Here is a 21,783-nt window from a genome sequence, read left to right as displayed (position 1 = left end):
CCAGAATGCGGTGCTATGACGACTGTTCACAGGGCCAATGAGCGGCTGGTGGACCACCGGGTGGCACTCGGCGGCACCGTCGAGGCGTCTCGGCTGGCCGGCCGGCTCGGCCGGTGGGCGCAGGGCGAGGGCACGCTCACTGTCCAGCTCGCGCAGGCGATCGCCGCGCTCATCGAGGGCGGCGAGCTGCGTCCGGGCGACCGCCTTCCCGCCGAGCGCGCGCTGGCCGGCGCGATCTCCGTCTCGCGCGGCACCGTCGTCGCGGCTTACGCGCTGCTGAGCGAGGACGAACTCGTCGAGCGGCGGCAGGGGAGCGGCACGCGGGTCGCCGGTCACGTCGGCGCGGCGCTCCCGGTCCGGGAACGGACGGCCCGCGGCGAGGGACTCTTCTCCGCTCTGCCGTCGGGCATCGACCTGCTCCGCGCCGTGCCGGCGATGCCGCCGCTGGCGCTCGACATCGTGCGCGCGCACGCGCCGACCCTCGATCCGGTGACGCTGGCCGAGACCGATCCCGCGGGGCTGCCGATCCTCCGTGCGCGCCTGGCCGCGCTGCTCGAGGAGGAGGGAACCCCGGCGACGGCCGCCCAGATCCTGGTCACTCACGGCGCCCAGCAGGCGATCAGCCTCGTGGTGGACGAGCTGGTGTCGCCGGGCGACGTCGTGCTCACCGAGTCGGTTACGTGGCCGGGGCTCGCCGACTCGGTGCGCCGCCGCGGGGGCCGCGTCCACGGCGTGACGATCGGTCCCGACGGCATCGACGTCGACGAGCTCGAGGCGGCGATCGTGGCGCTGCGCCCGGTGCTCGTCGCCGTGAACCCGCATCACCACAACCCGACGGGCACGCGCCTGCCGACGGCGGGGAGGCAGCGGATCGCCGACCTGTCCGCGGAGTACGGCGTGCCGGTGCTCGAGGACCGGGTTCTCGCGCACATCTCGTTCGACGGGGTGGTGCCGCCGACGCTCGCCGCCCTGCGCCCGGACGCCCCGATCATCGTCGCGGACTCGCTGTCGAAGTGGTGCTGGTCCGGGCTGCGGATCGGATGGCTGCGCGCCGACCCCGTGCTGGTGCGGCGCCTCCGCGCCCTGCGCCAGCTCGTCGATCAGTCGACCAGCGTCCCCGCGCAGCTGCTCGCGCTCGATCTCGTCGACGAGGCCCGGGCGCTGCGCCGCTCCGTCGGCGAGACGCACGCAGTCGCCTCGGCCCAGCTGCTCGCAGCGATGGCCGAGCACCTTCCCGATTGGCAGGTGACGCCGCCGCGCGGCGGCCTGGCGGTCTGGGCGCGGCTGCCCGTGGGCTCAGCGACCGCGCTCTCGCGCGTCGCCTCGATGCGCGGGGTGGCCGTGGCGGGCGGCACCGAGTTCACGGCATCCATCACGTACGACGATCACATCCGCGTGCCCTACACCGCGCCGGAGGCGCTGCTGCAGGAGGGCGTGCGGCGGCTCGGCGAGGCCTGGCAGGAGTACCGGGCGCAGCTCTGAGGCTCAGCGGCCGTTCTTGGGGCGTGTCGAGACGTCGATGCGGTCCTGCGCGCCGAGTGACGACCACGCGCTCGCGACGCCCTTGGCCGCGTGCTCGGACGCCCGCACGGCGCGCTCGTCGGCCCACGCGTTGAGCACGTGCCCGGAGTGCCCGCGGACGTGCTCGAGCACGACGTCGGGCATGCCCGCCGCCCGGCGTGCGTCGCGGGCGACGATCAGCTGCTCGAGGATGTCGACGTTCTTGGTCGGAGCCCCCGTCGAGGTCTTCCAGCCTCGCCGGCGGTGGCCGTCCATCCACTTCGTGTAGGTGTCGATCGCGTACTTCGAATCGGCCTGCACCACGAGGTTCTCGACGTCGGCGTGGTCCTCGATCGCCTTGAGAAGACCCATCAGCTCGCCGACGTTGTTGGTGCCGAGCGGGATCGCGCCCGCGGCCCAGTGCCCGTCCTCGCCGACCCACGCCCAGCCGGTCGGCCCGGGGTTGCCCTTGCAGGCTCCGTCGGTGGCAACGATGTAGCGCGGCGCGTCAGTCACTCGGGCAAGGCTACCGTGCGCCCGTGGAGCGCTCGGCCCGCCATTCCGCCGCGAGGTGCGGCATCCGCTCTGCGAGATACCTCAGGAAGTCGGCGACGTCGCGCGCCCTCGCAACGGATGCCGGTGCGCCGTCGTTGGCGTCGGCGATCCGGTCGATGTGGCCGGCGAGGGCGGAGTACAGCGGCGCGTTCGCCGTGATCATCCCCGACCAGGCGTCGTCGGTGAGGTCGTATCGGTCACGCCGATCCCCGGGTCGCGAGAGTCGCTGGATGAGTCGCATCGACACCAGGTACCGCACCGCGCCCGACACCGCCGCCGCCGACACCCCGAGGCGGTCGCCGAGCTCGGCCGCGGTGTAGCCCTCGTCGGGCGAGCCGACGAGGGCCATCATCACGCGTGCGGGCATGCGCGCCATGCCGGCGCTGGTCAGCATCGCGGCCGCCTGCTCGGCGGACTCGACGCCCGGATGGTCGCTGCTCACATCGCCCCCTTCGATGACTATCCTCCCGCTTCCAGTTCGCGCCGCCGCATCAGCCCGAGCGAGGCGACGGCGCCCGCGCCGGTCGCGAGCAGGAGCCACCACAGCCCGCGCACATCGAGGTCGTCGCCGTCCAGCAGCGGTGTGACGGCGATGGGCGAGAGGTGCACCAGCCAGTCCGGGAACTGGAACAGCGGGCCGAAGAGGCCGAGCATCATGCCGACGACGACCAGGGTCCAGCCGACGGCGATGGTCAGCCGGGGAAGGACCACGAACACGAGCGCCGTCACGACCAGGAACACGGATGCCGCGGCGACCTGTCCCGCGCCGGTGACGAGCACCGTGCGCATGAGGCCCAGGTCGCCGTCCTGCGAGGCGATGCCGATCGCCGCGCCCCCGATCGCGGCCGCGATCACGAGGACGATCGCGAGCAGGGCCACGACGAGGTAGTCCACGAGCCACCGCACCCGCCCGACGGGCGCGGCGAGCAGCGGCTCGGCCGTACCGTGCGCCTCCTCCTGCCGGGCACGGCAGACCACCTGCACCGCCGCGCAGGCCGCGAGCACGCCGAGCATGGTGAAGAAGGTCGTGACCGTGCCCTGTTCCACGCTGCCTTCGCCCGAGATCTGCCGCAGGATCTCCTCCACCGCGGGGTTGGCGGCGCCGACCTCCTGCACGATCGACGCCAGCGACGTCGAGAGGATGCCGACGAGCAGCCCGCCGACGGTCCAGCCGATGACCGCGCCCCGCGTGAGGCGCCAGACGAGGCCGGTGGGAGTCGAGAGGGCGGCGGAGGCATCCGCCCGCGCCCGCCGCTCGGCGATGAAGCTGCCGCCCAGATCGCGGGCCGAGACCAGCACCGCCGAGATCACGACGAGCAGGACGCCCACGCCGAGGCAGAGGGCGGCGGGCCACCACAGGTTCTCGTCGAAGGCCCGTGTGTTCTCGCCCCATCCGAACGGGGAGAGCCAGGTGAGCCACGAGCTCTCCATGCGCGTGAGGTCGTCGTTCGGCGTGCCGATCGCGTTGCCCATGCCCGAGAGCACGAACGTGATGAGAAGGGTCCAGACGGCCAGGGAGTTCGCTCCGCGCGACGTGCGCACGAGCTGCGCAGCGACGAGCCCGACACCGAGGAAGGTCACGCCGACGGCGCCGACGGCCGCGCCCGCCAGGAGCGAGCCCTCGACGCTGAGGCCGACCGCGAGGAAGGCGCCGGCCGTCAGTGCGCCGAGCAGGAGGTTCGTGAGCAGGCCGTGGGTCGCGGTCGCGACGAAGGGGAGCGTACGCGACGCCGGAGTCGCGGCGACCAGCTCGGCGCGGCCGGCTTCCTCGTCGCCGCGGGTGTGCCGCACCGCGAGGAAGGTGCTCATGAACGCCGCCAGCATGGCGAGCCACGGGAAGATCAGGAAGACCATGAACGCGCCCTGATCGGTGCCGGAGGGCAGGCCGCGGAACAGCAGGATGACGGGGTTCGCGAGGGCGGCGGCGAGCAGCGAGGTGCGGTCCTGCTCGGTGCCGTAGGAGCCCGCCACGCCGACGTACGACGCGTAGGCGAGCAGGCCGGTGCCCGCCGACCACAGCAGCACCTGCACCCAGTCCCGGCGGACGCGCTGGCCGAGCAGCGCGAGGAGGCGCGTCATCGCCCGTTTCCGTCCATCTCGGCCAGTTCGTCGCCGTAGTGGCGCAGGAAGAGCTCCTCGAGCGATGCCGGCGCGATGCGCAAGCCGGCGGCTTGACGTGCGGCCAGGGCGGGGAGGGTGGATGTCACGGCGTCGCTGTCGACGGTGAACTTGATGCGGCCCTCCTCGACGACGACGTCGTGGGCACCGGGGATGCCGGCGATGGCCGCGGCATCCGTGCCCTGGAACGAGACCTCGGTGCGGGTGAGGTGGCGCAGCTCGGCGAGCGTGCCCGCCTCGACGATGCGGCCGGAGCGGATGATCGACACGCGGTCGCAGAGCTGCTCGACCTCCGACAGGATGTGGCTCGACAGCAGCACGGTGGCGCCCGCCGCCCGGACCCGTGCGATCTCGTGGCGGAACATCACCTCCATGAGCGGGTCCAGGCCGCTGGTCGGCTCGTCGAGGATGTACAGGTCGGCGGGCACCGCGAAGGCGGCGATGAGCGCGACCTTCTGCCGGTTGCCCTTCGAGTACGCGCGGCCCTTCTTGCGTGGGTCGAACTGGAACGCCTCGGCGAGGCGCTCCTTCTGCGCCACGAATGCCGGGTCGTGCCGCGAGGCCCCGCGCAGGCGTGCCATCAGGTCGATCGCCTCGCCGCCCGACAGGTTGGGCCAGACGCTGACATCCCCCGGCACGTACGCGATGCGACGGTGCAGAGCGACGGCGTCGCGCCACGGATCCTGACCGAAGACGGATGCCTCGCCGCTGGTCTTGCGCGCGAGCCCGAGGAGAACGCGGATCGTGGTGGACTTGCCGGCGCCGTTGGGTCCGAGGAATCCGTGGATCTGACCCTCGTCGACGGTGAGGTCGAGCCCGTCGAGGGCGTGGACGCGGCCGTAGTGCTTGGTGAGGCCGCTGGTGCGGATGATCGTGGACATGGCGCTGATGCTACGCGTAATTCACAAATTTGTGAATACTCCTCACGCTTTCCTCACGGTCCCGCCGCGCGGGGCGTCGGAGCGGCCGCGATCGGGCAGGATGGGACCCTAACCGCCGCCGGGCCGCCAACGGGCGGCCGCCCTCCCCGGAACGCGAATGACGACGACTCCCCTCCGCCGCCCCGCGGTTTCTGCGGGACGCCTGGTGCGGGCGCGGCTGCGCTCCCGGGTGGGGCTGGCCGCGAGCATCGCCGCCGCGATCGCCGTGGCGATCGGCCTGCTGTGCGCGCTGCCGGCCGCGGCCGCCATGGCATCCGCTGCGTCGATCCGCGCCGCGATCCCCGACCCCGGGACGCCCGAGGGCTGGCTGCAGGTTCACACGCGACCGGCGACGGACGCCGCCGCCCAGGACGACGCCGGGCGCGCGGTGATCGCGGACCTCCTCGCGGACGACGTGCGGATCGAGACGGTGCGCGTCGGTGAGCCGGGCTCGGACTTCGAGCGCGTCGCGTGGCGCCTCACGCCGACGCCGGCGGCGCTGAACGCCGACGGCGTGGAGCGGCTCGCACGCGGACTGGCCCGGGTGCCGGAGGCGATCCGCGAATCGGACGCGGCCAAGGGCGGCATCGTCGTCTCGGGTGGGCTCGCCGACGCGATGGACGGTGTCGCTGTCGGGGCGATCGCCGCCGCCGCGATCACCCCCGTGCCGATCGTCATCCTCGCGGTGCTCGCGTGGTTCGCGGTGCTGCAGCTGGCGCGCCTGCTCGGTGCCGCGCGTGGCCGCGAGACTCGCGTCCTCGTCGCCCGCGGCCTGTCGGCCGGTCAGGACACCGCCCTCGCCGGCATCGAGGCGGCCGTGCTCGTGACAGCGGGGACCGTGGCCGGGGTCGCGGGTGCCGTCGCGGCCGTCGCGACGGCCTGGGGTGCCGCCGGGATCGGCGCACTGACGCGTACCTGGCCGCTCGTCGTCGTCGCGGTGGTCGTTCTCGGAGCGACGCTTCTCGTCTCGCAGCTGCGGGGGGCGAAGACCGCTGCCGGCGCGGACTCGGTCGTCGGCCGGATCGCACGCGCGGCATCGCCCGGTGTCGCCGTGCTGCTCGTGCTCGTCGGCGTCGTGCTCGTCTGGCAGGCGTCGCAGATCGCGGCGGGCGCCCGCGATCCGTGGTCGGTCGCCGTCACGGTGCTCGCCCCCACCGTGGGCATCGCCGCCGTCGCCGTCCTCGCGGTCATCCTGTTCGCGCCGCTGTCAGCCCTGGTCGCGCAGGCGGCGGCGCGGGGTGCCGGTGCGACGCCCTCCTATCCCGCGCGCCAGGTCGCGCGCCGGCTGAGGTCGTTCTCGGTGGCGGTCGCCCTCGTCTCCATCGTCAGCGCCGGGGCGGTGCTGGCAGGCGCCTACGGTGCGACGTGGAGCGCCGCATCGGCCGACTCGCAGCAGGTCACTGCGGGGGCTGCGCTGCGAGCCGCCGTCGATCCGGTGCCTCCCGGGGCCGTCGCGACCGCGGGCGACACCTCGGGGGTGACCGCCGTCGCCCCTGCGCTGAGTGCGGCTGTGGTCGCCGGCGGTGTCGCAGGGACCCTGGTCGCACTGCCGCCGGACAGCATGCCCGATGTGCTCTTCGAGGTGCCCGGCGTGATGGATCCCGTGACGCTGGCCGCCGAGATCGCCGCGCCGCGGCTGGCCGTCGAGATGCCCGACGACGCGACCGGCCTGCGCTTCGAAGCGCGCGTGTCGACCTCCGAGCCCGCGGCGGCGGAGGCGATGCAGGTGCGGGTCTGGCTGGACGACGACGCCGGCGTGCCGGTGACCGTGCCGCTCGATGTGAGCGTCGACGAGGCCGACGGCGCCTTCGCCCTCACCGCGGCCGCGGAGCTGCCCGGGGGCGAGGCACCGTGGCGGATCGTCGCCCTCGAGATCGGCCAGGGACGCGGATGGCCGGGCGCCGAGCTGCTGGTCACCGGCATGCGGATGCTGTCGACCGGCGACGACGAGAGCGAGCTGGTGACACCGGTGCCGCACACCCGGCTTCACTCCGCCGCGCCCGGCGGTACGGCGGTGCGATCCGCGATGGTCTGGACGGCCGGCGGTGAGACGCCTCCGCGCATTCCGGCCGTCGTGACGGACGCCTTCGCCGAAGGGCTCGGCCTCGGAGTGGGCGACGACGTCGACGTGCGCATCGACGGGGGCGGCCGCACGATCGCGGCGACCGTCGCATCGATCGTCGCCGCGCTGCCCGGGGCAGGCGCCGGCGCAGGCGTCCTGGTCTCGCTCGACGCGGCGATCGACGCGGCTTCCGCGACCTCGGTGCCGGACGGCTCGGCGGACGCCGAGGTCGTCACGCCCCCGCTGGCGAACGAGGTCTGGGCGGCGGGCGACGAGTCCGCCGCCGCGGCGCTGAGCGGTGCGCTCGACGCGCCCGTCGCGACGGTCGGCTCACCCGCCTCCGCGGTCGCCGGCGAGGTCGTGACACTGTGGGACGCCGCAGCCGTCGGCGGCGCACTGCTCGCCGGTGTCGCACTGGTCGCGCTGCTGGCGGCCCTGACGGCGCAGCGCGCCGGCGAGGTGCTGGTGCTGCGGGCTCTCGGGGTCCCGCCCACCGCGCAGGCGCGCATGCGCGGCATCGAGGTCGTCGTGGTGGTGGTGCTCGGCGTCGTGCTCGGGGCAGCGGGCGGTGCGAGCCTCGCCGCCCTCCTCGTACCGCGGATGGCGGAGCGCGCGGTCCCGGATGTGCAGCTGCCGCCGACGCTGTCGTTCTCGCCGTGGCCGGTCATGATCGCGCTCGCCGTCGTCGGCGTCGCCCTCGCCGTCGCAGTCCTGGGGTCGTGGCTCGCCGTGCGGCGGCAGGGCTCGTCCACCCGCATCGAGGAGGCGGCCCCGTGACCGGCGGACTTCGGACCCGGCGCCTGCTCCGCGTGCACCTGGTCTCGGGGCTGGGTGCCACGGCGACCGTGGCCGCCGTGGTCGCGGTGCTTGCAGGGCTCGCCGTGTTCGCCCCGCTCGCCGTCGGGTCGATGCTCGACGCGTCGACGCGTTACCTCGTATCGTCCCTGAGCGGCCCCGTGCGCGACCTGAGCACGTCGATCGCCACGATCCCGGTCCCCGGGGCGGGAGCCGCACCGACCGGGTCGCTTCCCGAGGAGTACCACGACACCTGGGGTACGTGGGACTCGGGTCTGCGCGACATCCTCACCCAGGCGCCCACCTCGGTCAGGGCCGTGCACGGCGACGCCGACTACTACGTCCGTCTTGGCGAGCCGGCACGCTACGCGTCGGCGACGAACGTTGACTTCGACCCTCGCTTCGCCTCGCGCATCACGGTGACGGAGGGAAGGCTGCCCCAGGCGACCGTGACCGAGCAGGAGTGGAACGTCGCGCTCGATGCGCGCATGGACGAGAATTTTCGACCGGTCGACGGCGCCGAGCCCCTTCCGGCGAGCGAGATCGTGCTGTCGGCGGCGTCCGCCGACGAGGTCGACTGGAAGATCGGCGAGACGCGCATCTCGGGCGATGAGTCCGGGTGGGTGCTGCCCGTGCCGCTCACGCTCGTCGGCACCTTCGAGGCCGTGGACGCGAGCGACCCCCACTGGGCGCGAGAGGTCGGTGTGCTCGAACCGTCGATCGCGTTCGACCCCGACGGCGTCCCCTACGTGCGGACCGCCGCGTTCGCGGCGCCCGAGACCTTCGGCGACTTCGCGCTCCTCAACGCCGGCGCCATCACCGAAGCCTGGTACCCGCTCGAGCCGGAGAAGGTGACCGCGGCCGCCGCACCGCAGTTGCTGGCCGACCTCCGCGGCTTCCTCGCGACACCGCACCGCGCTCCCGGGTTCGGCGGCGCCGGAGTGCCGATGAGCTTCCAGGCCGGAGTCGTCCCCACCCTCGAAGCCACCATCGCCCAGAACCGGGCTCTGGTCTCCGCGCTGGCCATGCTCGTCGCCGGGCCGATCGGCGTCGCGCTCGCCGTGCTGGTGCTCGCCTGCCGGCTGATGCACGAGCATCGCCGCTCCTCGCTCGACCTCCTCGCCGCGCGTGGCGCTGCGCCCGGGCAGCTGCGCGGCGTTCTCGGTCTCGAGGGGCTCATCGCCGGGCTCGTTCCGGCGGCCGCGGGTGCGGCGCTCGGGCTCGCACTCGCCGTCGCCACGCTTCCCGGTCCGGCACCGGCATCCGCTCTCCTGCTGGTCCCGGCCATCCTCGCGCTCGTGCCCGCCGCCGTCGGCGTCGCGACCGCCACGCTGTCGCGCGGACGCGAGCGGGCGGATGCGCCGGCCCGGCGCTCCCGCCGGCGCCCGGTGGTCGAGGCCGGGGTCGTGGCGCTCGCCGTCCTCGCCACCGCGCTGCTCGTGCTGCGGGGCACCGACGCCACCGCGACGGTGGACCCGCTCGCCGTGGCGGCGCCGTTGCTGCTCGCGCTGGTGGCCTGCGTCCTCACGCTCCGGCTGTACCCGGTGGCACTGCGATCCGTGCTCGCGCGGGAGCGATCCCGCGACGGATTCCTCGGTGTCCTGGGCGCCGCCCGCGCGCTCCGCGACCCCGCGACCGGCGTGGCGCCCGTGCTCGCCCTCATCGTCGGTGTGTCCTTCGCCGTCGCGAGTGCGGTCGTGCTCTCGATGGTGCAGACGGGGGCGGTGCACGCCGCCCGAGCCACGGCGGGTGCGGACATCCAGCTGTCGGCGAGCCGCTTCGACGCGGAGGCGGTCGCGACCGCCGAGGCGGTGGACGGCGTCGCGGCCGTCGCGCGCGTCGATCTGCTGCGCTCCGCCCAGCTGAAGGTGGAAGAGCGACTGTCGCGCGTCTCCCTCTACCTCGTCGACCGGGAGCGACTCGACGAGGTGCAGGGCGACTTCCCGCGGATCGTGCCCGCCGACGTCTCGCTCGGTGACGGCTCGGGCGTGCCGCGGCTGCTCTTCTCCGAGGAGGTGGCAGACCGCATCGATGCGGCCGAGCTGCCGGTGCACATCGTCAAGGCCGACGCCGCGTTCGCCGGTGCCGTCCGCGAGGCGGTCCCTTTCACCTCCTCCTCGTCGTCGTGGGTGCTCGCCGACGTCGCGTACGCCGAGCAGATCTCGGACGACGCACCCATCCCGGTCCGGCTCCTCGTCCGCGTGGCACCCGGTGCCGACCCCGCCGCGGTCGCCGCAGAGCTGCAGGAGACGTTCGGTGCAGGGGTGCGCGTCGCGACATCCGCCGATGCCCTCGATGCGGTGTACGCGGATCCGGCCTTCGCCGGGCTGCGCGGTGCGCTCGTCGCCGGCGTGCTGGTGTGCGCGGTGCTGAGCGCCGTGGCGGTGGTGGTGACGCTCGTGCTGGGGACGCGCCCGCGACGCCGGATCCTCGCCCTCCTGCAGACGCTCGGTGCGCCGCCGCGCGCGGCCCGCGGCCTCGTGGCGTGGGAGCTCGCGCCCGCGGGGATCGCCGCGCTGATCGTGGGCGGCATCCTCGGGATGCTGATGCCGGTGCTGCTGGCATCCGTGGTCGACCTGCGGCCGTTCACCCGGGGCATCGACCCGCCGTCGTACGCGGTCGACCCCCTCGTTCTGCTGTCGACCCTCGGCGGATTCGCCGTCGTGACACTGCTCGTCACGGGCGCCGCACTCGCCATCACCCGACGCGCCCGCGTCGCCGCCGTCCTGCGTACCGTAGAGGAGACATGACCACCACCGTCACCCACGCGCCCGCGGTGGCGCACACCGTCGAGCCCGACATCGTGTGCGCCGATCTCGTGCGCATCTTCACCACCGAGGCCGTCGAGGTGCAGGCGCTCCAAGGGCTGAGCCTCGTCGTCGAGCGGGGCGAGCTCGTGGCCGTCGTGGGTGCCTCGGGCTCGGGCAAATCGACCCTGCTGTCGATCCTCTCGGGACTCGACACCCCCACGGCCGGGGTCGCGCGGGTCGCCGACCGCGACCTCTTGACCCTCTCGCGGCGCGAGCGCGTGCGCTTCCGGCGGGAGTGCGTCGGATTCGTCTGGCAGCAGACCTCGCGCAACCTGCTGCCCTACCTGACCGCGGCGGAGAACGTCGCCGCGGTCCTCGCGATCACGGGATCCGTCAGGGGTGCGGCCCGCGCCGAACGGGTGGGCGCGCTGCTCGACCTGCTCGAGGTCTCCCATTGCGCCGACCGCCGTCCGGCGGAGATGTCGGGCGGCGAGCAGCAGCGCGTCGCGATCGCTGTGGGCATCGCCAACGAGCCCCGCGTGCTGCTGGCCGATGAGCCGACGGGGGAGCTGGACGACGAGACGAGTGCCCACGTGCTCGAGGCGATGCGGGTCGTCAATCGCGAGATCGGGATCACGACGCTGATCGTGACGCACGACCCCGCCGTGTCGGAGCACGTCGCGCGGACGGTGCAGATCCGCGACGGGCGCACGGCGACCGAGGTGCTGCGCTCGACCCGCACCGACGAGGACGGCGCCGAACACGACGTCGCCGAGGAGTACGCCGTCCTCGACAAGGTCGGCCGCCTCCAGCTGCCGGACGACTTCGTCACGACGCTCGACCTCCGCCAGCGGGTGCGCCTCGCCCTCGAGCCGGACCATGTCGGGGTGTGGCCCGGGCACCGCCGCGAGGCGTCGGCCGATCCCGCGCCGGTGGTCGCCGGCGGGACCTCGCACGACGGCGACGTGACGGATGCGCCGGCGACGCCCGACAGCCCGACGGAGGAGGAGCGATGACCATCGACCAGGCTCACGACGCCCGCGTGGCACTGCGGGGGGAGCGCCTCGTGCGGGTGTTCCCATCCGCGGCGGGCGACGTGCACGCAGTGGACGGCATCGACATCGAGCTCAAGGCCGGCGAGCTCCTCGCCGTCCGCGGTGCATCGGGGGCAGGCAAGACGACGCTGCTGAACCTCCTCGGCGCGCTCGACCGCCCGACAACGGGGCGGGTGTGGATCGGCGACGTCGACACCACCGATCTGCCCGAGGACGAGCTCGCCGCGCTGCGGCGGGATGCCCTGGGTTTCGTGTTCCAGTCCTTCGGGCTCATCCCGGTGCTGTCAGCCCGCGAGAACGTGGAGCTGCCCCTGCGGATCGCCCGCACCGACCCCGCCGAACGCGACGAGCGCGTCGCCGACGCCCTCGCGATGGTCGGGCTCGCCGCGCATGCCGAACAGCGGCCGGCCGAGCTGTCGGGCGGCCAGCAGCAGCGCGTCGGCATCGCGCGCGCGATCGTGGCGCGCCCGCGCGTGCTGATCGCCGATGAGCCGACCGGGCAGCTCGACTCGCGCACCGCCGCGACGATCATGGACCTTCTCGGTGAGCTCGCCCACCGCCAGGGCCTCGCGGCGATCGTCTCGACGCACGATCCCCTGCTCGTCGCGCGCGCCGACCGGGTCATCGAGGTGCACGACGGCCGGATCGCCGGCGACGGTGTCCGGGTCGGTGTCGACGGCGGCGACCGCGGGGGAGCGGATGCCGCAGCCCGGCCCGCGCCGCCCGCTGCCGCGTCGGTCGCCGTCCCGCGCACCCGGGCCGAGGCGCGCCGCGACCGGGAGGGTTCGGGTGCCTGAAGCTGCTGGCGCAGCGGTAAATGTATACCTAAAGCGCTCCCGCTCCACCCACAGTGGCGCCAGACGGGAACAATGTAAACGCTGGCCGGATGTCGAACGAGGAAGTGATGCGTATGCGCGCCAGTGACCGCGCATACGCGACTCTCCTCGACGAGATCCAGTCCGGCATCCTGCGCCCCGGCGCCGTCCTCGGTGAGGTGGAGCAGGCGGCCCGCCTCGGCGTCAGCCGCACCCCGCTGCGCGAAGCGCTCGGCCGCCTCGCGGCAGACGGGCTCGTCGCACAGCAGTCCCCGCGGGTGACCGTCGTGACCGCGATCGACGCCGGCGACATCCGCGAGATCTTCGAGGTGCGGCGAGCCCTCGAGGAATCCGCGGCGCGCCTCGCCGCCGAGCGCGGCGACGCCGCCGCATTCGCCGATCTCGCGCGCGACTTCGCACAGGTCGACCTTGCGGGCGACGAGGCACCGGGCACCGCCTCGCCGCGCGCGGACGGCACCGATGCCTATTACGCGCTCATCGAGCGCTTCGACCTCGCGCTGGACGCCGCTGTCGCCAACGACTACCTCACCGCAGCACTGCGCACGGTGCGCACGCACCTCGTCCGCGTGCGGCGCCTGGCACGCGACAACCCCGGGCGGCTCGCGGCGTCCGTCGCCGAGCACCGCCTGATCGCCGCCGCGATCGCGGCGCGCAACGCGGATCTCGGGGCCCACGCGACGCACGTGCACCTGCACAACGCCCTCCACAGCATCCTCGAGTCGCTCCGCGCCGCAGCGCTCACGAACTCCTCGACTCCTCGTTCGATCTGAAAGGCCGGTCATGACCGTCATCCACCACCTCCGTGTCCACCGCAGCGACGAGAACCTCGTCCGCGAAGGGCAGCTCGCCTGGCACATCGCCGAAGTCGCCGCCGACCCGGTGGCAGTCGACGAGGACGTGGTCGACATGATCATCAACCGCGTCATCGATAACGCCGCAGTGGCCGCGGCATCCCTCACCCGTGCACCGGTGAGCGCCGCCCGCCAGCAGGCCCTCGACCACGCCGTGTCGGTCGGCGGCAGCGGAGCCACCGTGTTCGGGTGCGCGCTCGACCGCAGGACCAGCCCCGAATGGGCGGCGTGGGCGAACGGCGTCGCCGTGCGCGAGCTGGACTACCACGACACGTTCCTCGCAGCGGAGTACTCGCACCCGGGCGACAACATCCCGCCGATCGTGGCCGTGGCGCAGCACGTGGGTGCCGACGGCGCCGCGCTCGTGCGCGGACTCGCGACCGGCTACGAGATCCAGATCGACCTGGTGCGCGCGATCAGCCTGCACAAGCACAAGATCGACCACGTCGCCCACCTCGGCCCGTCGGCCGCGGCCGGCATCGGGACGCTCCTCGGCCTCGACGTCGAGACCATCTACCAGGCGGTCGGCCAGGCCCTGCACACCACCACCGCGACGCGGCAGTCGCGCAAGGGCGAGATCTCGACGTGGAAGGCGCACGCACCCGCGTTCGCCGGCAAGATGGCGATCGAGGCCGTGGATCGGGCGATGCGCGGCGAGACGTCGCCAAGCCCCATCTACGAGGGCGAGGACGGCGTCATCGCATGGCTGCTCGACGGCCCCGATGCCACCTACGAGGTCCCGCTCCCCGGTGCGGGCGAGCCCAAGCGGGGCATCCTCGACTCCTACACGAAGGAGCACTCGGCCGAGTACCAGGCGCAGGCCTGGATCGACCTCGCCCGCAAGCTCCACGGCGAGCACGAGGAGCTGCTGGACCCGGCGAACGTCGAGGCGATCGTGCTGCACACCTCGCACCACACGCACTACGTGATCGGCTCGGGCGCGAATGACCCGCAGAAGTACGACCCTACGGCGTCGCGCGAGACGCTCGATCACTCGATCCCGTACATCTTCGCGGTCGCGCTGCAGGACGGCGGCTGGCACCACGTCAACTCGTACACGCCCGAGCGTGCGGGCCGCGCCGACACCGTCGACCTCTGGCACAAGATCACCACGGCCGAGGACCCCGAGTGGACGCGCCGTTACCACTCCGAGGACCCGAACGAGAAGGCGTTCGGCGGCCGCGTCGAGATCCGCCTGACGAACGGCGAGACGATCGAGGACGAGATCGCGGTCGCCGACGCCCACCCGCTCGGCGCCCGGCCGTTCGCCCGCGAGGACTACGTGCGCAAGTTCCGGCTGCTGGCCGAGCCGGTGCTCGCGGCCGACGAGATCGAGCGCTTCCTCGACCTCGCCCAGCGCCTGCCCGGGCTGACCGCCGCCGAGGTGCAGCAGCTCACCATCGTCGCCGACTTCGGCGTCCTCGCGGGTGCACCGGCGCCGAAGGGCCTGTTCTGATGCTGTACTCCACCGTGCCGGCGCACGAGAAGCGCAGGCTGTTCCGCGAGCGGCTTGCGAGCGGCGAGCTGCTGCGCTTCCCGGGCGCGTTCAACCCGCTCAGCGCCCGGCTCATCGAGCGCAAGGGGTTCGAGGGCGTGTACATCTCGGGGGCGGTGCTCAGCGCGGACCTCGGTCTGCCCGACATCGGCCTGACGACGCTCACCGAGGTGGCCGCCCGCGGCCAGCAGATCGCGCGGATGACCGACCTGCCGGCCATCATCGACGCCGACACCGGGTTCGGCGAGCCGATGAACGTGGCACGCACGATCCAGACCCTCGAGGACGCCGGCATCGCCGGCACGCACATCGAGGACCAGATCAACCCGAAGCGCTGCGGTCACCTCGACGGCAAGGCCGTCGTCGACGAGGGCACCGCGATCAAGCGCATCCGGGCGGCCGCCGATGCCCGGCGCGACCCGAACTTCCTGATCATGGCGCGCACCGACATCCGCGCGGTGGAGGGGATGGATGCCGCCATCGACCGCGCGAAGGCGCTGGTGGATGCCGGAGCCGACGCGATCTTCCCCGAGGCCATGAGATCCCTCGACGAGTTCGCCGCGATCCGGGCCGCCGTCGACGTGCCGATCCTCGCCAACATGACGGAGTTCGGGAAGTCCGACCTGTTCTCGGTCGACCAGCTGCGGGACGTCGGGGTGAACATCGTCATCTGGCCGGTCTCGCTCCTGCGCATCGCGATGGGCGCGGCATCCCGTGCACTCGATACGCTCATCGAAGACGGACACCTCACCGCGAAGCTGGGTGAGATGCAGCACCGGGCCGATCTCTACGACCTCATCGACTACGAGCAGTACAACCACTTCGACCAGGACGTCTTCAACTTCCAGATCGACACCTCTGGTCGTTGAGCGAGGAGCGCAGCGACGAGACGAAACGCGTTTCGACTCGCGCGGACTCGCTCAACGAACGATGGCTGAGCAAAGGAGCAGAGCATGACCGAACCCGACATCAAGAAGGGGCTCGCGGGCGTCGTCGTCGACTACACGGCGGTCTCGAAGGTCAACCCCGACACGAACTCGCTGCTGTACCGCGGCTACCCGGTGCAGGAGCTCGCGGCCACGCAGTCGTTCGAGGCCGTCGCCTACCTGCTGTGGCACGGCGACCTGCCGACCGACGTGCAGCTGGCGCAGCTGCGCGCGACCGAGCGAGCGTACCGTCACCTCCCGGCTGATGTGCGTGCCGCGATCGACCTCGTGCCGATCGACGCGCACCCGATGGACGAGGTGCGCACGGCCGTGAGCCTCATCGGCGCCCGCGACCTCGCTGGCACCGGCTCGGTGCTCGACGTGAGCGGCAGCGCCGAGGAGAACCTGGCGCGCAGCGTCCGCCTGTTCGCCGTGCTCCCCGCGATCATCGCCTACGGCCAGCGCCGCCGGCGCGGCCAGCAGCCGGTCGCACCGCGCGACGACCTCGACTACGCCGCCAACTTCCTCTGGATGACGTTCGGCGAGGAGTCCGACCCGGTCGTCGTCGATGCCTTCAATCGCTCGATGATCCTGTACGCCGAGCACTCGTTCAACGCCTCGACGTTCACCGGCCGCGTCATCGCCTCGACGCTCAGCGACCTATATTCGGCAGTCGTCGGGGCCATCGGCGCCCTTAAGGGACCGCTGCACGGCGGGGCCAACGAAGCCGTGCTGCACATCTTCGACGAGATCGGCACCGCGGAGAACGTCGGACCGTGGCTCGACGAGGCGCTCGCCGAGAAGCGCAAGATCATGGGCTTCGGCCATCGCGTCTACAAGCGCGGGGACTCGCGCGTGCCGACGATGAAGGCCGCGCTCGACTCACTCGTCGAGCACTACGACCGGCCCGACGTCGCTGCGCTCTACGACACGCTCGAGTCGGAGTTCGTCGCACGCAAGGGGATCTACCCGAACCTCGACTACCCGTCGGGTCCGGCTTACAGCCTCATGGGCTTCGACACGCTCACCTTCACCCCGCTCTTCGTCGCGGCGCGCGTCACCGGCTGGACCGCGCACATCATGGAGCAGCTCGCCTCGAACGCGCTCATCCGCCCGCTGTCGGAGTACAACGGCCCCGACGAGCGCCACATCGAGGGCTATGTGCCGGATGCCGCGACCCTCGCCGCCGCCCAGCGCGAAGAGGAAGCGGCGGGGTGAGCCGATGAGCCTCTGGCACGGCGCCGACGCCGTCGATCTCGGGGCGATGGCAGCAGGGACGCTCATCGAGACCCTCGGCATCGAGATCGTCGAGATCCGCGACGACGCACTGGTCGGACGGATGCCGGTGGACCATCGCACCGTCCAGCCGGCGGGCGTGCTGCACGGCGGGGCATCGGTCGCGCTCGCCGAGACGCTGGCGTCGTGGGCGGGCTACCTCGCGGTGGATCGCGAGCGGTTCCACGTCGTCGGGCAGGAGGTCAACGCCAACCACATCCGCCCGATCTCGTCGGGCTGGGTGACGGCGACCGTGACGCCGGTGAACATCGGTCGCCGCGTGCACGTGTGGGAGATCCGCATCGTCGACGACGCCGGCAAGCTCGTGTGCATCTCGCGGTGCACGCTCGCCGTCATCGAGCAGCGCAGCACCTACGCGACGCCCGAGACGCGTCGATGATGCCGCGACCCGCGGCATCCGGGGCCGTCTTAGGCTCTTGAACAGGAGGTCTCCATGCCACAGGCCGTCATCGTCGACGTCGTCCGCACCCCGTCGGGGCGCGGCAAGCCCGGGGGCGCGCTGAGCGCAGTGCATCCGGTCGACCTCGTCGCCGGGGTGCTCACGGCGCTGCTCGAGCGCAGCGGGCTGGAGTCGCGGCAGGTCGACGACGTGCTGATGGGATGCGTCAGCCAGATCGGCGACCAGTCCCTCAACATCGCGCGGCAGGCCGTGCTCGCCGCCGGCTTCGACGAGACGGTGCCGGCTGTGACGATCGACCGCCAGTGCGGGTCGAGCCAGCAGGCCGCGCATTTCGCGGCGCAGGGCGTGATCGCCGGCGCGTACGACATCGTGATCGCCGCGGGCGTCGAGTCGATGAGCCGCGTGCCGCTGGGCTCGTCGGCCCACGGCGGGACCGTCTCGCAGGGCGTCGCGCACCGCTATCCCGAAGGCCTCGTGAACCAGGGCGTGTCGGCGGAGCTCATCGCCCAGCGGTGGGGCTTCGGCCGGGAAGAGCTCGACGCGTTCTCGGCAGAATCGCATCGGCGGGCAGCGGATGCCTGGACCCGAGGTGCGTTCGATTCGCAGGTGATCCCGGTGCTCGGCGGCGCCGCCGACGCGGTGGCGTTCGACGAGACCGTGCGCGCGGGCACGACCGCGGAGTTGCTGGCGGGGCTGAAGTCCGCCTTCCGCACCGATGCGCTCGCTGCGCGGTTCCCCGACCTCGACTGGCGCATCACGGCGGGCAATTCGTCGCCGCTCACGGATGCGGCATCCGCGGCGCTCATCATGAGCGAGGAGAAGGCGGCCGAGCTCGGCCTGACGCCGCGCGCGCGCTTCCACTCGTTCGCGGTGGTCGGCGACGACCCCATGATGATGCTGACCGGACCGATTCCGGCGACGAAGCGCATCCTCGAGCGCAGCGGCCTCGGGATCGACGACCTCGACGCGTACGAGGTGAACGAGGCGTTCGCGTCGGTGCCGCTCGCGTGGCTGCGCGAGGTCGATGCCGACCCTGCGAAGCTCAACCCGTGGGGCGGCGCGATCGCCCTCGGCCACGCGGTCGGGGCATCGGGCACCCGCCTGCTCGGCACCCTCGTGTCGTACCTCGAGGCGACCGGTGGCCGCTACGGCCTGCAGACGATGTGCGAGGGCGGCGGCATGGCCAACGCCACGGTGATCGAGCGCCTGTAGCGGGGGAGCGGTCGGGCTGCGCGATCGACGCGGGCGCCAGCTGCCCTCCGGGGATCCGCTGTCAGCCGACGCGTGATCGAACCGGATCCAGCACCGCCTCCGCCGCCCATGCGGCGGCATCGGCGATGTCGCGACGGCTCATTCCGAACTCCCGGCGGAAGGTGACCCAGGTCGCAGCCGAGTCGAGGTGCGCCAGGCCCGCGACGATCGCGATGCGTTCGGCGTCCTCGAGAGAGGGGATCTCGGCATCGACCATCTGCTCGAGCCTCGCCCGCGTGGGGGTGGGTGCCGCGCCGCTGATCCCTCGCATCGTCGTCTCAGCCACCACATGGGCCAGTTCCGGGCGGTGATCGTACGACTCCATCGCCGCCCGGATCGCGAGGGGCATGTCGAAGATGCTCGCGGAGTCCTGCCGGGGAAAGATCCTGCTCTCGATCCATGCCGCCGTCGCGAGCAGCAGATCGACCCGTGTCGCGTAGTTGCGGAAGACGGTTCGCTCGCCGACGCCGGCTCGGCGGGCGATCAGCCGGAATGACACGTCGTCGGTGCCGAGCTCCTCGATCAGCTCGGCGTAGGCGGCGAGGATCGCCTCTTGGGTGCGACTCACCTCGTGCGCTGCCTGCGCATCGATGTCGGAGGTCGCCGGCACGGTCATCCGCCTCCCCGTCGCGCCGCGCCTACTTCGGTCTCTCTCGGAATCAGCAGGTCGCCCAGGACCTCGGCGCACGTGCGGTCGAAGACATCCGCGATCTCCGGCGCACTCATATCGAAGCCCGTGCGCATACGGGCCCAGAACTGGGGCGACGCGAAATAGCGCAGTGCCGCTGCGACGCGCTGCAGATCCCGCTCGTTCAGAGAAGGGTGATTCGTGGCGAGCATCGCCACCAGGGCTCTGGTGAGGAAGGTCGGCTCCGCCTCGCCGGTCGGCGAGATCGTCGCCGCCCGCGCACACACGAAAGCGAACGCCGGTGACGAATCGAAAGCGTGGAACCTGCCGCGCGAGGCGGCCCGGAACTGAGCGATCGTGACGAAAGGCGGAAGCGGGAACTCGGTGGACTCGATCCACCCCGCGACACCCTCCAGCAGGTGCGATCTCGTCGGGAAGTGACGGTAGACCGTCCGCTCCGACACGCCGACCGCGTCGCCGAGCGTGCGGTACGAGATGTCGTCGAACGGGTGCTCGCGCAGAGCCGCGGCGGCGTTGGCGAGGATCGCTGTCGGAGTGTCGACGCCCTCCGCCATCGTCAGCCTCGTTCCTTCTGCCGTCTGGCCTGCTCGGCGGTCCGCCCAGGCGAGCTGTCCTGCGATGACGCCGGCTCGGCGGGCAGGAGATAGCGATCCGAGTCGTCCAGCGTGAGTGCGAGCGACGACACGTACTGGGTCTCGCCGAATGTCCCGCGCTCCGCCGATGCCAGCATATCCGGCCGCTCGAACGTATAGCCGGTGACGTGGCAGCGCAGCCGCTCACCGGACGGGTTGCCGTCGATATCGAGGATCGGTGACGCGATGCCATCGGTCTGGCGTCGCAGGTAGTACCTGCCGCGCGTCAGCAGCGCCATGAGCGGGGTCGTGATCACCGCCACGCCGATCGCGATCAGCACCGAGAGGGGCCGCAGATCCTCCCCGAACACACCAGCGAATGCCGCGAGCGACAGCAGCGACGCCAGACTCACCGACACGAGGCCGACCGGGTTCCAATCGCGCAGCATCCCGCGGCGGAACTCGGGGAACAACGGGGAGATGCGGAGGACGTGCTTGTTGATCGCGATGTCGGCGGCGATCGTGACCAGCCATGCCATCACGACATTGGCGTAGAGGCTGAGCACGAAGCTGATGAGGCTGAAGACGTCCATCCACATCAGCGCGAGCGCGATGGCGAGGTTGAAGAAGATGAAGACGGATCTGCCGGGGTACGTCTTGGTGAGGCGGGTGTACACGTTGGACCATGCCAGCGACCCGGAGTACGCGTTCGTGACGTTGATCTTCACCTGCGCGACGACGACGAGAACGAGCGCCAGCCCGATCGCCAGCCACTCCGGCATGATCGATTCGTAGAGCGCGATGAACTGGCGGACCGGCTCGGCGGCCTTCTGGCCGAGCTCCGGATCGACACGGGTGATGAGGTAGACCGCGAGGAACACGCCGATGACCTGCTTGATGCCGCTGAAGAGCACCCAGCCGGGTCCCGCGAACAGCAGCGAAGCCCACCACATCCGCCGATTCAGGCGCGTGCGCGGGGGCATCGCCCGGATGACGTCGATCTGCTCGGCGAGCTGCGGCGTCAGAGCGAAGCAGAGCGCGGCAGTGGCGACGATCGCCTGGAAGCTGACACTCCCATCGGACTCGCCCGGGAACGCGACGAACGCGCTCACCGCATCGGGATCGGTCACGATCACCCAGAGCAGCGGCAGCAGGGCGAGCGCGAGCCACAGCGGCGTGGTCCAGAACTGCAGTCGCTCGAGTGCGCGCATTCCGTAGATCACGATCGGGATCACCACCACCGTGGAGACGAGGTAGCCGATCGGGAGCGGGATGCCGATCGCGATGTGGAGTCCCTGTGCCATGATCGCCCCCTCGAGGGCGAAGAAGATGCACGTGAACACCGCGAAGATGACGGTCGTGATCGACGAGCCGTAGTAGCCGAACCCCGATCCGCGCGCGATCAGGTCCAGATCGAGGTTGTAGCGAGCGGCATAGTAGGCGATGGGCAGACCGACGATGAAGATCGTGATCGATGCGAACAGGATGCCGAGGACGGCGTTGTTGGTGCCGTGCTCGATCCCGCCGCTGGCCCCGATGGAGAAGTCGGCGAGGAAGGCGATCGAGCCGAGGGCGGTGACCCCGATGGAACCCGCGCTCCAGCGCCGGAACGAACGGGGGACGTAGCGGAAGGCGTAGTCTTCGAGGCTGTCCTCGGCGGCTGCCCGCGCGTTGTCTGCCCTGCCCACGTCGGACCCCCTGCGGCTCGCGTCAGGCTCATTCTGCGCCCCGCGTGTTACAGCCGCATTGCGA

The 21,783-nt window shown here is 72.1% G+C and carries 18 protein-coding genes; 11 read left to right on the top strand and 7 right to left on the bottom strand.

What is annotated here, in order from left to right:
• Nucleotides 1-15: 15 nt before the first annotated feature.
• Nucleotides 16-1,482 (top strand): PLP-dependent aminotransferase family protein, encoded by a 1,467-nt coding sequence (locus tag MRBLWS13_RS10950; RefSeq protein WP_349425407.1) that lies wholly within the window; start codon nucleotides 16-18, stop codon nucleotides 1,480-1,482.
• A 3-nt stretch (nucleotides 1,483-1,485) separates the two neighbouring features.
• Here MRBLWS13_RS10950 and MRBLWS13_RS10945 read toward each other — a convergent pair whose 3' ends face one another.
• The 4 genes from MRBLWS13_RS10945 to MRBLWS13_RS10930 are packed head-to-tail and all read right to left on the bottom strand — an operon-like array spanning nucleotide 1,486 to nucleotide 5,054.
• Nucleotides 1,486-2,016, bottom strand: coding sequence for a ribonuclease H (locus MRBLWS13_RS10945; protein ID WP_349425406.1), 531 nt, complete (start codon nucleotides 2,014-2,016; stop codon nucleotides 1,486-1,488).
• Nucleotides 2,017-2,026: 10 nt separating this feature from the next.
• Nucleotides 2,027-2,497 (bottom strand): helix-turn-helix domain-containing protein, encoded by a 471-nt coding sequence (locus MRBLWS13_RS10940; RefSeq protein ID WP_349425405.1) that lies wholly within the window; start codon nucleotides 2,495-2,497, stop codon nucleotides 2,027-2,029.
• A gap of 17 nt (nucleotides 2,498-2,514) precedes the next feature.
• Nucleotides 2,515-4,134 carry a polyketide antibiotic transporter gene (locus MRBLWS13_RS10935; RefSeq protein WP_349425404.1) on the bottom strand — a complete coding sequence of 540 codons (1,620 nt, stop codon included), beginning with the start codon at nucleotides 4,132-4,134 and terminating at the stop codon, nucleotides 2,515-2,517.
• Nucleotides 4,131-5,054, bottom strand: coding sequence for an ABC transporter ATP-binding protein (locus MRBLWS13_RS10930; protein ID WP_349425403.1), 924 nt, complete (start codon nucleotides 5,052-5,054; stop codon nucleotides 4,131-4,133). The genes MRBLWS13_RS10935 and MRBLWS13_RS10930 overlap by 4 nt, the downstream gene beginning before the upstream one ends.
• Before the next feature lie 157 nt (nucleotides 5,055-5,211).
• Here MRBLWS13_RS10930 and MRBLWS13_RS10925 point away from each other — a divergent pair, with 157 nt between their 5' ends.
• From MRBLWS13_RS10925 to MRBLWS13_RS10880, 10 genes are all read left to right on the top strand, one after another.
• Nucleotides 5,212-7,932 (top strand): FtsX-like permease family protein, encoded by a 2,721-nt coding sequence (locus MRBLWS13_RS10925; protein WP_349425402.1) that lies wholly within the window; start codon nucleotides 5,212-5,214, stop codon nucleotides 7,930-7,932.
• Nucleotides 7,929-10,700, top strand: coding sequence for an ABC transporter permease (locus MRBLWS13_RS10920; RefSeq protein ID WP_349425401.1), 2,772 nt, complete (start codon nucleotides 7,929-7,931; stop codon nucleotides 10,698-10,700). Before MRBLWS13_RS10925 ends, MRBLWS13_RS10920 begins: the two co-directional genes overlap by 4 nt.
• Complete coding sequence (locus MRBLWS13_RS10915; protein ID WP_349425400.1) at nucleotides 10,697-11,716, top strand: ABC transporter ATP-binding protein; 1,020 nt, start codon at nucleotides 10,697-10,699, stop codon at nucleotides 11,714-11,716. The genes MRBLWS13_RS10920 and MRBLWS13_RS10915 overlap by 4 nt, the downstream gene beginning before the upstream one ends.
• Nucleotides 11,713-12,552 carry an ABC transporter ATP-binding protein gene (locus MRBLWS13_RS10910; RefSeq protein WP_349425399.1) on the top strand — a complete coding sequence of 280 codons (840 nt, stop codon included), beginning with the start codon at nucleotides 11,713-11,715 and terminating at the stop codon, nucleotides 12,550-12,552. Before MRBLWS13_RS10915 ends, MRBLWS13_RS10910 begins: the two co-directional genes overlap by 4 nt.
• Before the next feature lie 113 nt (nucleotides 12,553-12,665).
• A complete protein-coding gene (locus MRBLWS13_RS10905) occupies nucleotides 12,666-13,361 on the top strand; it encodes a GntR family transcriptional regulator (RefSeq protein WP_349429038.1) in 696 nt (231 codons plus the stop codon).
• A 10-nt stretch (nucleotides 13,362-13,371) separates the two neighbouring features.
• The gene (locus MRBLWS13_RS10900) at nucleotides 13,372-14,898 is read left to right on the top strand and encodes an MmgE/PrpD family protein (RefSeq protein ID WP_349425398.1); all 1,527 of its coding nucleotides are present in this window, start codon (nucleotides 13,372-13,374) and stop codon (nucleotides 14,896-14,898) included.
• Nucleotides 14,898-15,806, top strand: a complete 909-nt coding sequence (prpB, locus tag MRBLWS13_RS10895; RefSeq protein WP_349425397.1) for a methylisocitrate lyase — start codon at nucleotides 14,898-14,900, stop codon at nucleotides 15,804-15,806. Before MRBLWS13_RS10900 ends, prpB begins: the two co-directional genes overlap by 1 nt.
• An 84-nt stretch (nucleotides 15,807-15,890) precedes the next feature.
• Nucleotides 15,891-17,081, top strand: coding sequence for a bifunctional 2-methylcitrate synthase/citrate synthase (locus tag MRBLWS13_RS10890; RefSeq protein WP_349425396.1), 1,191 nt, complete (start codon nucleotides 15,891-15,893; stop codon nucleotides 17,079-17,081).
• A 4-nt stretch (nucleotides 17,082-17,085) separates the two neighbouring features.
• Complete coding sequence (locus tag MRBLWS13_RS10885; RefSeq protein WP_349425395.1) at nucleotides 17,086-17,538, top strand: hotdog fold thioesterase; 453 nt, start codon at nucleotides 17,086-17,088, stop codon at nucleotides 17,536-17,538.
• A 54-nt stretch (nucleotides 17,539-17,592) separates the two neighbouring features.
• Nucleotides 17,593-18,771 carry a thiolase family protein gene (locus tag MRBLWS13_RS10880; protein WP_349425394.1) on the top strand — a complete coding sequence of 393 codons (1,179 nt, stop codon included), beginning with the start codon at nucleotides 17,593-17,595 and terminating at the stop codon, nucleotides 18,769-18,771.
• A gap of 61 nt (nucleotides 18,772-18,832) precedes the next feature.
• Here MRBLWS13_RS10880 and MRBLWS13_RS10875 read toward each other — a convergent pair whose 3' ends face one another.
• From MRBLWS13_RS10875 to MRBLWS13_RS10865, 3 genes are read right to left on the bottom strand one after another with little or no spacing between them, the layout of a single operon-like run.
• Nucleotides 18,833-19,420: a helix-turn-helix domain-containing protein gene (locus MRBLWS13_RS10875; RefSeq protein ID WP_349425393.1), complete on the bottom strand. Its 588-nt coding sequence runs from the start codon at nucleotides 19,418-19,420 to the stop codon at nucleotides 18,833-18,835.
• Nucleotides 19,421-19,422: 2 nt separating this feature from the next.
• On the bottom strand, nucleotides 19,423-20,013 hold the full coding sequence (locus MRBLWS13_RS10870; protein WP_349425392.1) for a TetR/AcrR family transcriptional regulator: 591 nt from the start codon (nucleotides 20,011-20,013) through the stop codon (nucleotides 19,423-19,425).
• A gap of 2 nt (nucleotides 20,014-20,015) precedes the next feature.
• Complete coding sequence (locus MRBLWS13_RS10865) at nucleotides 20,016-21,719, bottom strand: hypothetical protein (protein ID WP_349425391.1); 1,704 nt, start codon at nucleotides 21,717-21,719, stop codon at nucleotides 20,016-20,018.
• Between the last annotated feature and the right edge of the window lie 64 nt (nucleotides 21,720-21,783).

Origin of the sequence: Microbacterium sp. LWS13-1.2 (genome assembly GCF_040144835.1) — a bacterium.
GTDB lineage: Bacteria > Actinomycetota > Actinomycetes > Actinomycetales > Microbacteriaceae > Microbacterium.
The sequence above is the reverse complement of the archived record's forward strand: the minus strand, read 5'-3'. Positions and strand labels throughout refer to the sequence as shown.

What these genes read in the sequence shown, in the direction of transcription:
- MRBLWS13_RS10950 (WP_349425407.1), top strand. Translation starts at nt 16, where the DNA reads ATGACGACTGTTCACAGGGCCAATGAGCGGCTGGTGGACCACCGGGTG.
- MRBLWS13_RS10935 (WP_349425404.1), bottom strand. Translation starts at nt 4,134, where the DNA reads ATGACGCGCCTCCTCGCGCTGCTCGGCCAGCGCGTCCGCCGGGACTGG.
- MRBLWS13_RS10930 (WP_349425403.1), bottom strand. Translation starts at nt 5,054, where the DNA reads ATGTCCACGATCATCCGCACCAGCGGCCTCACCAAGCACTACGGCCGC.
- MRBLWS13_RS10925 (WP_349425402.1), top strand. Translation starts at nt 5,212, where the DNA reads ATGACGACGACTCCCCTCCGCCGCCCCGCGGTTTCTGCGGGACGCCTG.
- MRBLWS13_RS10915 (WP_349425400.1), top strand. Translation starts at nt 10,697, where the DNA reads ATGACCACCACCGTCACCCACGCGCCCGCGGTGGCGCACACCGTCGAG.
- MRBLWS13_RS10910 (WP_349425399.1), top strand. Translation starts at nt 11,713, where the DNA reads ATGACCATCGACCAGGCTCACGACGCCCGCGTGGCACTGCGGGGGGAG.
- MRBLWS13_RS10905 (WP_349429038.1), top strand. Translation starts at nt 12,666, where the DNA reads ATGCGCGCCAGTGACCGCGCATACGCGACTCTCCTCGACGAGATCCAG.
- MRBLWS13_RS10900 (WP_349425398.1), top strand. Translation starts at nt 13,372, where the DNA reads ATGACCGTCATCCACCACCTCCGTGTCCACCGCAGCGACGAGAACCTC.
- prpB (WP_349425397.1), top strand. Translation starts at nt 14,898, where the DNA reads ATGCTGTACTCCACCGTGCCGGCGCACGAGAAGCGCAGGCTGTTCCGC.
- MRBLWS13_RS10890 (WP_349425396.1), top strand. Translation starts at nt 15,891, where the DNA reads ATGACCGAACCCGACATCAAGAAGGGGCTCGCGGGCGTCGTCGTCGAC.
- MRBLWS13_RS10885 (WP_349425395.1), top strand. Translation starts at nt 17,086, where the DNA reads ATGAGCCTCTGGCACGGCGCCGACGCCGTCGATCTCGGGGCGATGGCA.
- MRBLWS13_RS10880 (WP_349425394.1), top strand. Translation starts at nt 17,593, where the DNA reads ATGCCACAGGCCGTCATCGTCGACGTCGTCCGCACCCCGTCGGGGCGC.
- MRBLWS13_RS10870 (WP_349425392.1), bottom strand. Translation starts at nt 20,013, where the DNA reads ATGGCGGAGGGCGTCGACACTCCGACAGCGATCCTCGCCAACGCCGCC.